The sequence below is a fragment of the Arthrobacter sp. Soil_C_49 genome, from assembly GCF_057656635.1.
Map to the genome: position 1 here is coordinate 233,693 of NZ_JBDGJZ010000007.1, position 12,518 is coordinate 246,210.

Below are 12,518 nucleotides of genomic sequence, written 5' to 3' on the forward strand. Positions count from 1 at the left end.
ACCGGACGGCGGTAGCCGTGGTGTGGGAGGTTGGAGAAGCGGGTATCCGGCGAGTCTGAGTCCGGGAGCGTTAGCAATGGGGCTCCTTTCGGGTTCTTGTGCGGTGAATGCGCGACAACGGATCCTAGTTGAGGTAGCGGAGGCCGGCGGCTTCGAGGGGTCCTCGCATGTTGTAGATGTCGAGGCCGAGTTCCCCCTTGGCGAAGCGCTGGCGCTTGCCTTCCTCGTTGTCCTCGCGCTTTTGGGCGGCGGCGGCAACGTCGGCTGCCCGGGCGGCGGGGACGACGACGACTCCATCGATGTCGGCGATGATGACGTCGCCGGGGTTGACGAGGGCGTTGGCGCAGACGATGGGGATGTTGACGGAGCCGAGGGTGGCTTTGACCGTTCCTTTGGAGTTGATGGCGCGGCTGAAGACCGGGAAGTCCATCTCCTGGAGGGTGGCGACGTCGCGGACGCCGCCGTCGATGACCAGGCCTTGGCCGCCGCGGGCTTGGAGGGAGGTGGCGAGCAGGTCGCCGAAGAAGCCGTCTTCGCTTTCGGTGGTGCAGGCGGCGACAAGGACGTCGCCGGGCTGGATCTGTTCGGCGGCGACGTGCAGCATCCAGTTGTCCCCGGGCTGGAGAAGGACGGTGACGGCCGTGCCGCAGAGTTTCGCGCCGGGGTAGACGGGCCGGATGTAGGGGCGCATGAGGCCGAGCCGGCCCATGGCTTCGTGGATGGTGCTGACGCCGAACGCCGAGAGTGCTTTGACGTCGACGTCTGCGGCGCGGGTGATGGTGCGGTGGACTACTCCGAGTTCCTGCATTGGTTCAGTTTCCTTAAGCTCGGTGGTCGGGGGAGTGCGTCAGCGGCCCTGCTGCTTGAGCAGGGCGTTCAGACGCGGGTAGACGGTGCGGGCGTTGTGTTCGTGGATCGCACTCCGGTCCACTTCATTGAATGTGGCGGTGTCGATGTACCGGGCGGTGTCGTCGAAGTTGTGTCCGGTGCAGGGATCGATGTCGCGGACGGCGCCGATCATTTCGGAGGCGAAAAGGATGTTTTTGGTGGGGATGACGTCGAGCAGCAGGTCGATGCCGGGCTGGTGGTAGACGCAGGTGTCAAAGAAGACGTTGCCCAGCAGGTGCTCTTCCAAAGCTGGCTTTTTCAGTGCCATGGCCAGGCCACGGAACCGGCCCCAGTGGTAAGGAACCGCGCCTCCGCCGTGGGGGATGACGAGTTTCAGGGTGGGGAAGTCGGCGAAGAGGTCGCCCTGGATGAGCTGCATGAACGCTGTGGTGTCAGCGTTCAGGTAGTGCGCACCGGTGGTGTGGAACGCGGGGTTGATGCTGGTGCTGACGTGGATCATGGCGGGGATGTCGTACTCGACCATCTTTTCGTAGATGGGGTACCAGGACCGGTCCGTGATCGGTGGTGCGGTCCAGTGACCGCCGGAGGGGTCGGGGTTCAGGTTCAGCGCCACCGCGCCATACTCCTCGACGCAGCGCGTGAGTTCGGGGATGCAGGTGGCGGGGTCCACGCCGGGGGACTGCGGGAGCATCGCAGCGGGCACGAACCGCTCGGGGTAGAGCTGGCTGACCCGGTAGCAGAGTTCGTTGCAGATCGCAGCCCACTGCGCTGAGGTCTCGAACGAGCCAATGTGATGGGCCATGAACGATGCCCGCGGCGAGAAGACAGTCAAATCGATACCCCGTTCGTCCATCAGCCGGAGCTGGTTCTGCTCGATGCTTTCGCGCAGCTCGTCATCGGAAATCTTCAGCTCGGAGCGGCGGGGTGCCGCGGACGGGAATGTCAGGCCGGCAACCTGCCGGTCACGCCATTGCCCTAGGGCGGCCGGGGCAGTGGTGTAGTGACCGTGGATATCAATGATCATCGTTAGTTCTCCTGAACATCTGTGGGCTGCGGGGACCAAAGACGCGCGGGGACCATCACGTTTCCGGCCATAATCAGGCGTGCGGTGCGAATAAGTGCGGACTTGGTCACGTGCGTTGGCTCGGCAGGGTCCAGTTCCAGTTGGACGGTAAATTCGCCGCTGGGATGCTCCACCGATACCGCCGGTGAGGAACTGATGGGCAGGCTGGCGACCTCGTGCGCCACAGTTCCGTCCAGGACGGCTGCAGTGGCCGCCGTAACTGCGGCCAGCACGCCGATGGACTCGTGGCAGACGTGGGGAATGAAGCTGCGCGTGGTGATGCTCCCGGCCTGTGCCGGTGGGGAGACGAGGGTCATCTTGGGGTAATTTTTCCCGCTGACCTCGCCGAGCCCCATCAGTTTCCCGCAGCTGATGCGCAGGTCTTCGAGCCGGGCTTTGAGCTCGGTGTCCTTATTCAGGTCGGCGACTGACTCGCGCCCCGTACGGTGAAGGGAGGCGGCGTTAATGATCACCAGCGGCATGCCGTTATCGATACACGTCACCTCAACCGGGCCGAACCCCTCGAGGTGGACGGTGTCACTCAGGTTGCCGGTCGGCAGCAGTGCGTCGCAGATCGACCCGGAGGTGTCCAGGAAATTGATGGTCACGGCAGCAGCTGTGCCCGGGACGCCGTCAATCCTGGTTTCGCCGCTGTACTCGACGTAACGTCCAGTGCCGTCAGTCGGCGTGGGGACCGAAATTTCTGCCACCATGCCTGTGTTGAGGGTCAGGACCCGCGCGGTGGTGATGTCACCGCCGGGGACTATCAGCCCGGCCTCGATCGCGAACGGTACAACGGCCGCGAGCATGTTGCCGCAGTTGGCCGTGGTCTCCACGGTGTCCTTGTCCGGTTGGAGCTGGGCGAACAGGAATTCGAGATCCACGCCGGGCTGTTCGCTGCCGGACACAATCCCGGCCTTGCTGGTCAGCGGGTGGGCGCCGCCCAGGCCGTTGATCTGCCGGGGATCCGGTGAGCCCATGGCAGCCAACAGCACCGCGTCCCGTGACTCCGTATCCTGGGGCAGGTCGGCCGCTCGGAAAAACGGTCCCCTGGACGTGCCCCCGCGCATGAACCAACACGGCACTGCCAGCTGGCTCCCGGCCCGGCGGGGGCCGGCAAGCTGTGCCTTTGCATCGAGCCCGAGGGACACGTCTTCTCCTTGGTGTTGGCGGGGTACTTGCTAGTCGGCAGGAACCTAGTGGGCGGGGACGGCGACGGGCGGGGTGCCGTGGGTGTGGAAGGTTTCGATGGTCTTCATGCCCCAGGCCTGACCTTTGGCGCGGTCCGCTTCGGTCCACTCCACGGTCTTCCAGTCCGGTGCCAGAATCATCCGTGCGCCTGAGTTGCAGAACTCGATGCGGTTGCCGCCGGGTTCGTAGACGTAAAGGAAGAACGTCTGCTGGATGGCATGCTTGTGCGGGCCGGACTCGATGTGGATCCCGTTTTCGAGGAAGATGTCCGCGGCTTTGAGGATGTCCTCACGGGTGTCCGTGGCGAACGCGATGTGATGGAGCCGGCCGTTGCTGCCGGTCCAGTCCTCGCTGTAAACCAGGTCGTAGGACTTGTTGGTGAAGGTAAACCACTGGGCACCGAGCTTGCCGCTGTTGAGGCGGATCTGTTCGGTAGCCTTGCCGCCGAGCGTGTTTGCCGCAAAGTTGCCGTTGAGCGTGACGTCGGCGGCCAGGAAATTCACGTGGTCCAGGCGGCGGGCGTTGACGCCGGTGCCGGGGAAACGGGAAGCCTGGTTCTTCAGCGCGGGCCGGGAGTCCTCCGACGGGACATGCCACGCCGTGTCGAAATAGATGTCCATCGGGTGCCCGTCCGGGTCGGTGAACGCATAGGTGCGGCCGATACCAGGCTCGCCATCATGCCAGCCGATACCCTGTCCGCTTGCTTCGATGGCGGCCACCCGGCGCTGCAGGGCTTCCTCACTGGAAGCACGCAGAGCTACCTTGCCGACACCCGACGTCGGGCTCGCCGTCAATTTGATGGTGTGGTGCTCGTAGTCATCCCAGGCATGCAGGTAGGCCGAATCGCCGTCGCGGGCTACTTCCTCCATAGCCAGGAGCTCGGTGAAGAACCATAGGCTCTTCTCGAATTCGGGGGTCAGCAGTTCAACGTGGCCCAGGTGCGCCACGTCATGGAAAGCGTTCATCGTGAAGGTCCTTTGCATCATCCGGGGAAGGGCGTCCGCCAAACGACGCCGGTGCTATCGAGTGAAGCAGGATACTGCCCGTATTGTCAACAATTTAGCTAACAAGAAATGGCGCATGAGTAAGTTCGAAGAGTGCACGACAGGATAATCAAAAATACTGGGAGCCAAAATTGTTGACAATGCTGTCACCATCACATTAGCTTGATCCTGTTGTAGTGATACGCACCACACCTATTTAGAGGATTGACATGAAGTCGTACACCGCCGTATTGGCCGTCTCCGCCCTCCTTCTTACCGCAGGCTGTTCATCGGCCCCGCTCTCCCAAAACCAGGCTTCGGGCGCGGCAGCAGCAGCCGGCGCGGAGAAGATTCAGGTGGGCATCATTCCGATTGTGGACGTCGCCCCCATTTACCTTGGTCAGGAACAGGGGTTTTTCAAGGATGAAGGACTGTCTCTGGAACTGGTTCCCGCGCAGGGTGGCGCCGCCATTGTCCCTGCTGTGACCAGCGGAACGATGGACTTTGGCTTCAGCAACATCTCCTCGATGCTCCTGGCGAAGTCAAAGGGATTGGATGTGAAGATTGTGGCCGCTGGGGCCAGTTCCACCGGGCAGGAGGGCAAGGACTTCGGCGCAATTCTGGTGAAGAAGGACAGCGCGATCACGTCTGCAGCGGACCTTGCCGGCAGGACGGTGGCCGTGAACACCCTGAACAACATCAACGACACCACGGTGCGGGCATCCGTCCGCAAAGCCGGGGGAGACCCCTCGGCAATCAAGTTTGTAGAGCTTGCCTTCCCGGACATGCAGGCGGCCCTGGAGCGAGGCCAGGTGGATGCCATTCAGGTGGTGGAGCCCTTCCTGGCCACCGGTACCGGTGCCGGTGACAAGGTGCTTGCCTCCAACTACGTGGACACCGCTGATGGCCTGACGGTCGGGGCATATTTCACCACAGCTGCCGCCGCCGCCAGCAACCCTGAGCTGGTCGAAAAGTTCACCGCCGCCATGGCGAAGTCGCTGAAGTACGCAAAGGACAACCCGGACGCCGTCCGCAAGATCCTTCCGACCTACACCAAGATCGACGCGGCCACAGCGGAGAAGCTGACGCTGCCGGACTTCGCGGACCAGATCAACCGCGCCTCGGTGGAAAAGCTGGTCACGCTCTCCAAGGATGACGGACTGCTGACCAGCGACGTCAACCTCGATGAGCTGCTGCCGTGACCAAACAAACCCTGGGGATCGCAGGCATCCTCGGATTCCTCCTGACCTGGGAACTGATTCCCCGTCTTGGACTGGTGGAAGCACGCTTCCTGCCTCCGGCGTCCGAGGTGCTCGCTGCCCTCGCTGTCGATTTCCAGTTGATTGCCTTTTGGTTGGCGGTGGGGGAGACCCTGGTGGCATGGTTTATCGGACTTGCCGCTGCCGTGCTGTTGGCCGTGGTCGCCGGCTTTCTCGTGGGATCCTCACAGTTCCTTCGCCGGTTCACTAACTCGACGGTGGAATTCCTCCGGCCCATCCCGTCCGTTGCGCTGATTCCCCTCGCCGTCCTGCTGTTCGGCGTCAAGATCGAGTCCTCGCTGATGCTGATTGTCTATGCCTCGTTCTGGCAGGTCTTCATTCAGGTGCTGTACGGGGTGGCTGATGTGGACAACGTCGCCATGCAGACAGCCAGGAGCTACGGACTGAACACGGCTGCCCGCGTTCGTCATGTGGTCTTCCCGACCGCGCTGCCCTACCTGATGACCGGAGTCCGGCTGGCCGCTTCCGTTGCGCTGATCCTGGCCATCACGGCCGAGCTGGTCATAGGTTCCCCGGGCCTGGGCCGGGAGATTGCCCTGGCCCAATCCGGCGGGGCGATTTCCGGGATGTACGCCTTGATCCTCGCAACGGGCCTGATCGGTGTTCTGATCAACATGCTGATGAGGTTCATCGAGCGCAAGACTCTTTCCTGGCACTCCTCCATCCGTTCAGAGGTGATCGTATGAGAATCGCGAAAAGCATCCTCTATGCCGTCGGACTACCGGCACTGCTGGTCCTCATCTGGTGGGTGTCCACCTTGGGTGCCAAGAGCTTCTTCGTCCCCACGCCGGGTACCCTCGCGGCCACGTTTGCCAAAACGTGGTTTGGCGACCGGCTTTTTTCCGATGTGCTGCCGAGCATCCTGCGCCTCTTCGTCGGCGTCGCCGCGGCGATTGTCCTGGGCATCCTGGCAGGACTGCTGATCGGCTCGGTCCGGTGGCTCCGGGCGCTGACCGAACCCGTCCTCGAATTCTTCCGGGCCGTCCCGCCGCCCGTGCTGGTGCCGGTGCTGATGCTGCTGATGGGCATCTCCGATTCCATGAAGATCGTCGTCATCATCTCCGGCTGCATCTGGCCGGTGCTGCTCAACACCATTGAGGGTGTCCGGGCGATCGATGGCGTGCTCTCCGACTCCGCCCACACCTACGGCATCGGAGGCTGGGCCCGCGTCCGTTACCTGGTCCTGCCATCCGCCGGACCGCAGATCCTCGCCGGAGTCCGTCAGTGCCTCTCCATCGGCTTGATCCTGATGGTCATTTCCGAAATGTTTGCCTCATCGTCAGGTCTGGGCTTCACCATCGTCCAGTTCCAGCGCTCGTTCGCCGTCCCGGAAATGTGGTCCGGCATCGTCATCCTCGGACTCATCGGCGTAGCCATGTCCTTCATCTTCCAATTCACCGAGCGCCGTATCCTGCGCTGGTACCACGGCCTGCGAGAGGTAGAAAATGCAGTCTGAAATCAACGAAAAGACAGGACCGGTCACGGCTCCCGCAGCATCAGGAGCCGGTCGAGTCATGGCCGACGGAACAGCGATGCTGTCCGTCCGAAACCTCAAGAAGGTCTACCAGACCGACGGCGGCCCGGTGGAGGCAGTACGAAACCTCACCTTCGACCTGCGGCCAGGGGAGCTCGCCTGCCTGGTTGGACCTTCCGGATCCGGCAAAACCACGCTGCTGAAATGCATCTCCGGGCTCATGGCGCCCACGGAGGGGGAAGTCCTTCTCGACGGCGCGAAGGTCACCGGGCCGCCCAAAAAGATGGCCGTTGTGTTCCAGGAATACGGCCGGTCACTGTTCCCGTGGATGCGTGTCCGCGAGAACGTGGAGCTTCCGCTCAAGAATCAGGGGATGCCGAAGGCCGAACGGGACCGCCTGGTCGATGAGGCCCTTGAGGCTGTGGGCCTGTCCCACGTTCCGTTGTCCTACCCCTGGCAGCTCTCGGGCGGCATGCAGCAGCGTGTGGCCATCGCCCGCGCCGTCGCCTACCAGCCCGAGGTGCTGCTGATGGATGAACCGTTCGCGGCAGTCGACGCCCAGACCAGGGCCGACCTGGAAGACCTCATCCGCACCGTCTGGAAAAGGCTGGGCGTCACCGTCCTGTTCGTCACTCACGACATTGATGAATCGGTGTACCTGGGCGAACGGGTCATTATTCTCTCCAGTTCGCCGACCGTCGTCCAAGAGGACCTGATCATCGACCTGCCCGCTGACCGCGACCAGCTCAACACCCGGGCCCTGCCCCGGTTCACCGAGCTGCGGCACCACGTCTATGAACAAATTCAGCGCGCGAAAGCCGGCCACCGTCCAGCCGCCGCCGGGCACTGACTTTTCCGGGATATTGAACGGATGTAGGCGGCAAAGTGTGGAGTACTCTGAAGAAACAAATTGTTAGCAATGCCAGGCCAGTAGGGCCGGCTGGGAGGCATTACCCGTGGAAGCCCTGGACCAAGTGCCCGGCCGGACAATGACGGCAACGGAACTGGCAGATGTGCTGCGTAACGCCATCGTCAGCGGTGAGCTGGTACCCAACCAGCGGCTCGTGGAGGCCGACCTTGCGGAGGAGTACGGAGCGAGCCGCGGAAACATCCGGGCAGCGCTCTCGGAGCTCAGCGTCGAAGGCCTCGTGGAACGGGTGCAGAACCGCGGGGCACGGGTGCGTGCAGTATCCATGGACGAGGCCGTCGAGATCACTGAGGTCAGGGCAGCGCTCGAAGCGCTGTGTGCAAGGAAGGCGGCCGAACGCATCACGGATGAGGAGATCGCAGAGCTGCGGCAACTCGCGGAGCGCATGAAGGACGCCGTGGACCGGGGGGACCGGGAATCCTACTCCGAGGGCAATCAGACCCTGCATGCCAGAATTATCGCCCTCAGCGCCCAACATACGGCGGCGGCAACCATTCAACGGCTCCGCGGGCAGGCAGTGCGTTTCCAGTTCCGGCTGGCCCGCCAACCCGGCCGGCCCGCCGTGTCCCTGCCTCAGCACTTGGCCATCATCGAGGCGGTCTGCGACCACGATCCCGACGCGGCCGCCGAAGCGATGCGGAAGCACCTTGAAAGCGTCGCCGACGTTATCCGGTCCAGTAATCCCTAGAGCCACCACCCACTCTGTCAAAACCGCTCTTCCAACAGTTGTTGGGGGAGCGGTTTTTATTTCGCGCGGGCCGTATTGTTAGCAATCTGATTGACGTGATTGTTCTCACTGGGTAATGTGAGGTGCAGCCAAAAGCTTCCCCCAGTTATGCCCGAAAGGCAGCGATGATGCTCCCTCCAACTCTTTCCCGCCAAGCTCCCTCTTCCTCGAGGGTGGCCACAATCGTTGTGGCCCTTTGCTGGCTCCTTGTTTTCTTTGATGGCTTGGACATGTTCATTTACGGCGCCGCGCTGCCGGACATGCTCGCCGACCCCACCCTCGGCTTGACGCCTTCAAGCGCCGGCGACGTGGGCAGTGTGGCAACCTTCGGGATGCTCGTCGGCGCATTGACTGCCGGCTTGGCAACCGACCGGATCGGCCGAAAGCGGGTGCTCCTGCTGTGCTGCGCTCTCTTCTCGGTTGCGTCAGGGCTGTGTGCCATCGCCCCGGATGTCACAACTTTCGGTGCAGCCCGCTTCATCGCCGGCCTCGGCCTTGGCGGCCTGCTTCCAACCGCCATCGCACTGGTGGCTGAGTATGCTCCCGAAGGACGCCGGAACTTCCTGATTGGCGCCCTAATGACCGCACACCACGCTGGCGGCATCGCCGCTTCCACCCTCGGCCTGTGGCTCCTGGAAGATTTTGGCTGGCGGACCGTATTCTTCATCGGCGTAATCCCGCTTTTTGTCGCCGTTCCGCTTGTCGGGAGGTTCATGCCCGAATCCCTGGCCTTTCTGGTGGCCAAGGGGCGCATCGCAGCCGCTGCGCGTATCGCCCAGCGCTACGGGCTCGTCATCCCTGCTGCAGAGGCATCCGGTGACGGTGCTCCCCGCAAAGCAGCACTGGCGCAGCTTTTCAGCCGTAACCGCTGGCAGGTAACCACGCTCTTCTGGCTCACGTCCTTTGCCGGGCTTCTCCTGGTTTACGGTGTCAGCACCTGGCTGCCCTCTTTGATGCGCGCAGAAGGGTACAACCTCGGCTCGTCGCTGGCCTTCCTGCTGGTCATCAACGGCGGCGGCATCGTCGGCATGTTCATCGCAGGAAAAATCGCGGACCGCTTCGGCCCGGTACGGGTAGCAACCATCTGGTTCGCCCTGACAGCAGCCAGCGTGTACTCACTCGGCGCACACCTTCCCCTCGCCGCCACCTATGTCCTGGTCTTCGCCGCCGGCATCTTCCTCTTCAGCGCCCAGACCATGGTCTACGCGGCAGTGGCACATGTGTACCCCACATCCAGCCGGGCCACGGCCATCGGCTGGACCACAGGCATCGGCCGCTTCGGCGCCGTCTTCGGGCCTTGGATGGGCGGGCAATTGTTCGCCACGGGAAATCAAGGCTGGGGATTTGGAATTTTTGCGGTCGCCGCGGTTTTCGCTACCGGAACCTTGCTCGTGCTGAGTGTGGCTGCAGCCAAAACCCGCACCAGCGCCGCGGAGGACGCCGAACCGTCCAAGCGCGAACAATCCCTCTCCGTTTGAGTTCGTATTCCCTCATTGCTGAAGTTTGGTAGCAAACAAGTCTTACAAATAGTCAACAATTTGGGTAACGTTCGCTACGGCAAAGAAGCCATCGGTAACGAAGATGTTCCGCTCACTCCGAAGGAGAACTGATGCACCACCCCTGGTCCAGCAGTAGAAAATCACTTACACGCCGAAAGGGAAGGGCGCCCTGGGGGACAAAGCTCCTCGCAGGCCTTTGTATGGCAACGTTGGCCGGGACTGCTCTGCTCCCCGCGACAGGAGCAGCGGCAGCACCGCCCAGGCAGCTTGCAGTCACCGAAGAAGGCCTCCTCGACCTGCCGGCAAAGGCACCTGTCACGTCCTGCCAGGATTTGGCGGGGCTTGACCTTAGTGCTGCGGCAGGCGCCCCCGTCACTATCTCCTCAGCCAAGGTGATCACCGAAGGAGTGCCCGCGCCGTACTGCGAAGTTCTCGGCACGGTCGCTCCAGCCAACACGATCCTCGTCCGGCTGCCGATCGAGGGGTGGACGCAGCGGTACGTCCAGACCGGATGCGGCGGCCTCTGCGGCCGCGCCGCAATTAATTACGGCCAGGCGGCCGGGTGCTCCGTCGTCGACGACGGCACCGTCGCCACCGCAACCACCGACATGGGCCACCAAGGCCTAAACGATGGTTCCTGGGGCGCCAACAACCCCCAGGCCCACATTGACTTCGCTTACCGTGGCGTCCATGTCACAGCACTGACGGCAAAGGCGCTCATCGCCAAGTTCTACGGCCAACAACCCGCATTCTCCTATTTCACCGGCTGCTCCGACGGCGGCCGCGAGGGGCTCATGGAGGCGCAGCGTTTTCCCGATGACTTTGACGGCATTGCTGCCGGCGCGCCGGCAAATAGCATGGCTGTCCAGAACACGTACCACCACGCCTGGAACGTTCTCGCCAACAAGGACGAGTCAGGCAACTACATCCTGCTGGCAGATAAACTGCCGCTGATCCATTACGCAGTGATTAGCGCGTGTGACAGCCTCGACGGCGTCGCCGATGGGGTGCTGGGCGACCCTCGGGCTTGCGATTTTGACCCCGCATCCCTGATTTGCGCTTCCGGGCAGGACGCAGCCACGTGCCTCTCTGTAGAAGAGGCGGCTGCAGTACAGCGTCTGCATGACGGCGCGGTCGACGAACAAGGCCACCGGCTTGAGCAGGAAATCTCGCACGAGTGGGGATCGGAGCTGGCATGGACACTGTTCGTGCCAACTGCACAGGGCCAGACCGTTATGAGCGAAAACTTCGCCCTGTCCTACCTTCGCTACCTCGCCGACGCCAACAACCCCCGACCCGACTTCCAGCTCTCCGACCTTGAGTTCACCAAAAAAGCCTTCTGGGACACGGTCGAGTCCTCCAGCTACATGTCCGCACTGGACCCCGACCTGAGCGACTACGAGAAGAGTGGCGGTAAGTTGCTGCTGTGGCACGGCTGGAACGATCAGCACATCTCGCCACAGTCCACCCTGGCCTACTACGACGCCGTACGAAACGAAATGGGAACCAAAACGGCCGACGGCTTCAGCAAGTTGTTCATGTTCCCCGGCGTCGAGCACTGCAGCGGCGGAGCAGGACCGAATACCTTCGATGTCCTCACTCCCGTCATGGCATGGGTGGAAAGCGGTAAGGCCCCCAGCGTTGTCGTCGCCTCGAAAACTGTGACGGCTGAAGGTGAAGCCAGTACCTCAAGCCGCCCCGTGTACCCCTTCCCCGCGGTGGCCCGCTACGACGGAACCGGCAGCACCGATGACGCGTCCAACTTCCTCCCCTACACACCAGCAAAGGACCTGGGTCCCGGCTACGACTGGGTAGGCAAGAAGCTCTACTCATCCGACTACCAGACATGGTGCACGGCGAACGGCACCACACTGTCCTGCGCACCGGATAAAGGCGGACAGACGTGGCTATCCCGGCTGGCCACCAGGGTGTAGCGGCACTACCTTTGCCGGTCCAGGAAGTCTCCGCCGCGCGTGCTTCTGCAGCAAAACTGGGCCACAAATAGAAAGAACCGGGGATGGGGCAATTACCCCATCCCCGGTTCGTCCGTTTCAACACGTCTTGATGCCTCTGAATTACTGGCTCAAGTCAGCCCTCAGTTCCAGAACACCAGAAAAAGGAATCCAGATTGCCCGCCATGTACACAGCCAGCGCCATCGTCCCCACCGAAACCGCCAAGCGCTATAGCAAGCAACTTGCAGCCCACCTCGGGCATAAGGCCGAGATCCACCTCGAACCCGACGGTGCACGAATTGTCCTTAGCTATGGAAGCTGCCTGCTGATGCCCCGGGCGGAAGCGCTCGAACTACGGGCGGAATCGGACACCGAGGAAGGGCTGGAGCACACCAAACATGTCACCGGATCGCACTTGGAGCGTTTCGGACAGCGCGATGGCCTCGTTGTCCAATGGGCACAGACGTAGAAGCAACTTATAGAGCCGATAATGAAGATTCCGTCAACCTGTGGCGCGGGACAAAGTCTGCGGATCACAATTTTCGCCGCGGAACGCAGGACGTTCTGCAAT

At 62.5% G+C, this 12,518-nt stretch carries 12 protein-coding genes; 8 read left to right on the forward strand and 4 right to left on the reverse strand.

The genetic code is table 11. The annotated features are described in order from the left end of the window. Nucleotides 1-124 precede the first annotated feature (124 nt). From ligK to AC3A4Z_RS13640, 4 genes are read right to left on the reverse strand one after another with little or no spacing between them, the layout of a single operon-like run. Complete coding sequence (gene ligK / locus AC3A4Z_RS13625) at nucleotides 125-808, reverse strand: 4-carboxy-4-hydroxy-2-oxoadipate aldolase/oxaloacetate decarboxylase (RefSeq protein ID WP_498712038.1); 684 nt, start codon at nucleotides 806-808, stop codon at nucleotides 125-127. Between the two features lie 39 nt (nucleotides 809-847). Next, the gene (locus AC3A4Z_RS13630) at nucleotides 848-1,873 is read right to left on the reverse strand and encodes an amidohydrolase family protein (RefSeq protein WP_498712039.1); all 1,026 of its coding nucleotides are present in this window, start codon (nucleotides 1,871-1,873) and stop codon (nucleotides 848-850) included. Between the two features lie 2 nt (nucleotides 1,874-1,875). After that, a complete protein-coding gene (locus tag AC3A4Z_RS13635) occupies nucleotides 1,876-3,063 on the reverse strand; it encodes a 4-oxalomesaconate tautomerase (protein ID WP_498712042.1) in 1,188 nt (395 codons plus the stop codon). Between the two features lie 45 nt (nucleotides 3,064-3,108). After that, entirely contained in the window at nucleotides 3,109-4,068 is a 960-nt protein-coding gene (locus AC3A4Z_RS13640; RefSeq protein WP_498712044.1) for a catechol 2,3-dioxygenase, read from the reverse strand. 248 nt (nucleotides 4,069-4,316) lie between these two features. Between AC3A4Z_RS13640 and AC3A4Z_RS13645 the strand changes: the two genes are divergently transcribed. From AC3A4Z_RS13645 to AC3A4Z_RS13680, 8 genes are all read left to right on the forward strand, one after another. After that, nucleotides 4,317-5,288 carry an ABC transporter substrate-binding protein gene (locus tag AC3A4Z_RS13645; RefSeq protein WP_498712046.1) on the forward strand — a complete coding sequence of 324 codons (972 nt, stop codon included), beginning with the start codon at nucleotides 4,317-4,319 and terminating at the stop codon, nucleotides 5,286-5,288. After that, on the forward strand, nucleotides 5,285-6,052 hold the full coding sequence (locus tag AC3A4Z_RS13650) for an ABC transporter permease (protein WP_498712048.1): 768 nt from the start codon (nucleotides 5,285-5,287) through the stop codon (nucleotides 6,050-6,052). Before AC3A4Z_RS13645 ends, AC3A4Z_RS13650 begins: the two co-directional genes overlap by 4 nt. Continuing rightward, nucleotides 6,049-6,822, forward strand: coding sequence for an ABC transporter permease (locus tag AC3A4Z_RS13655; protein ID WP_498712050.1), 774 nt, complete (start codon nucleotides 6,049-6,051; stop codon nucleotides 6,820-6,822). The genes AC3A4Z_RS13650 and AC3A4Z_RS13655 overlap by 4 nt, the downstream gene beginning before the upstream one ends. A 58-nt stretch (nucleotides 6,823-6,880) precedes the next feature. Continuing rightward, a complete protein-coding gene (locus AC3A4Z_RS13660; protein ID WP_498712052.1) occupies nucleotides 6,881-7,690 on the forward strand; it encodes an ABC transporter ATP-binding protein in 810 nt (269 codons plus the stop codon). 106 nt (nucleotides 7,691-7,796) lie between these two features. Further along, entirely contained in the window at nucleotides 7,797-8,456 is a 660-nt protein-coding gene (locus AC3A4Z_RS13665; RefSeq protein WP_498712054.1) for a GntR family transcriptional regulator, read from the forward strand. A gap of 167 nt (nucleotides 8,457-8,623) precedes the next feature. After that, complete coding sequence (locus tag AC3A4Z_RS13670; protein WP_498712056.1) at nucleotides 8,624-9,973, forward strand: MFS transporter; 1,350 nt, start codon at nucleotides 8,624-8,626, stop codon at nucleotides 9,971-9,973. Between the two features lie 221 nt (nucleotides 9,974-10,194). Next, nucleotides 10,195-11,928 (forward strand): tannase/feruloyl esterase family alpha/beta hydrolase, encoded by a 1,734-nt coding sequence (locus AC3A4Z_RS13675; RefSeq protein WP_498712058.1) that lies wholly within the window; start codon nucleotides 10,195-10,197, stop codon nucleotides 11,926-11,928. A 203-nt stretch (nucleotides 11,929-12,131) separates the two neighbouring features. Beyond that, nucleotides 12,132-12,416: a DUF2218 domain-containing protein gene (locus tag AC3A4Z_RS13680; protein ID WP_498712060.1), complete on the forward strand. Its 285-nt coding sequence runs from the start codon at nucleotides 12,132-12,134 to the stop codon at nucleotides 12,414-12,416. Nucleotides 12,417-12,518: the final 102 nt, after the last annotated feature.

Excerpts from the sequence above, each read along its gene's own strand:
- ligK (WP_498712038.1), bottom strand. The coding sequence starts at position 808 with ATGCAGGAACTCGGAGTAGTCCACCGCACCATCACCCGCGCCGCAGAC.
- AC3A4Z_RS13630 (WP_498712039.1), bottom strand. The coding sequence starts at position 1,873 with ATGATCATTGATATCCACGGTCACTACACCACTGCCCCGGCCGCCCTA.
- AC3A4Z_RS13640 (WP_498712044.1), bottom strand. The coding sequence starts at position 4,068 with ATGAACGCTTTCCATGACGTGGCGCACCTGGGCCACGTTGAACTGCTG.
- AC3A4Z_RS13645 (WP_498712046.1), top strand. The coding sequence starts at position 4,317 with ATGAAGTCGTACACCGCCGTATTGGCCGTCTCCGCCCTCCTTCTTACC.
- AC3A4Z_RS13655 (WP_498712050.1), top strand. The coding sequence starts at position 6,049 with ATGAGAATCGCGAAAAGCATCCTCTATGCCGTCGGACTACCGGCACTG.
- AC3A4Z_RS13660 (WP_498712052.1), top strand. The coding sequence starts at position 6,881 with ATGGCCGACGGAACAGCGATGCTGTCCGTCCGAAACCTCAAGAAGGTC.
- AC3A4Z_RS13670 (WP_498712056.1), top strand. The coding sequence starts at position 8,624 with ATGCTCCCTCCAACTCTTTCCCGCCAAGCTCCCTCTTCCTCGAGGGTG.
- AC3A4Z_RS13675 (WP_498712058.1), top strand. The coding sequence starts at position 10,195 with ATGGCAACGTTGGCCGGGACTGCTCTGCTCCCCGCGACAGGAGCAGCG.
- AC3A4Z_RS13680 (WP_498712060.1), top strand. The coding sequence starts at position 12,132 with ATGTACACAGCCAGCGCCATCGTCCCCACCGAAACCGCCAAGCGCTAT.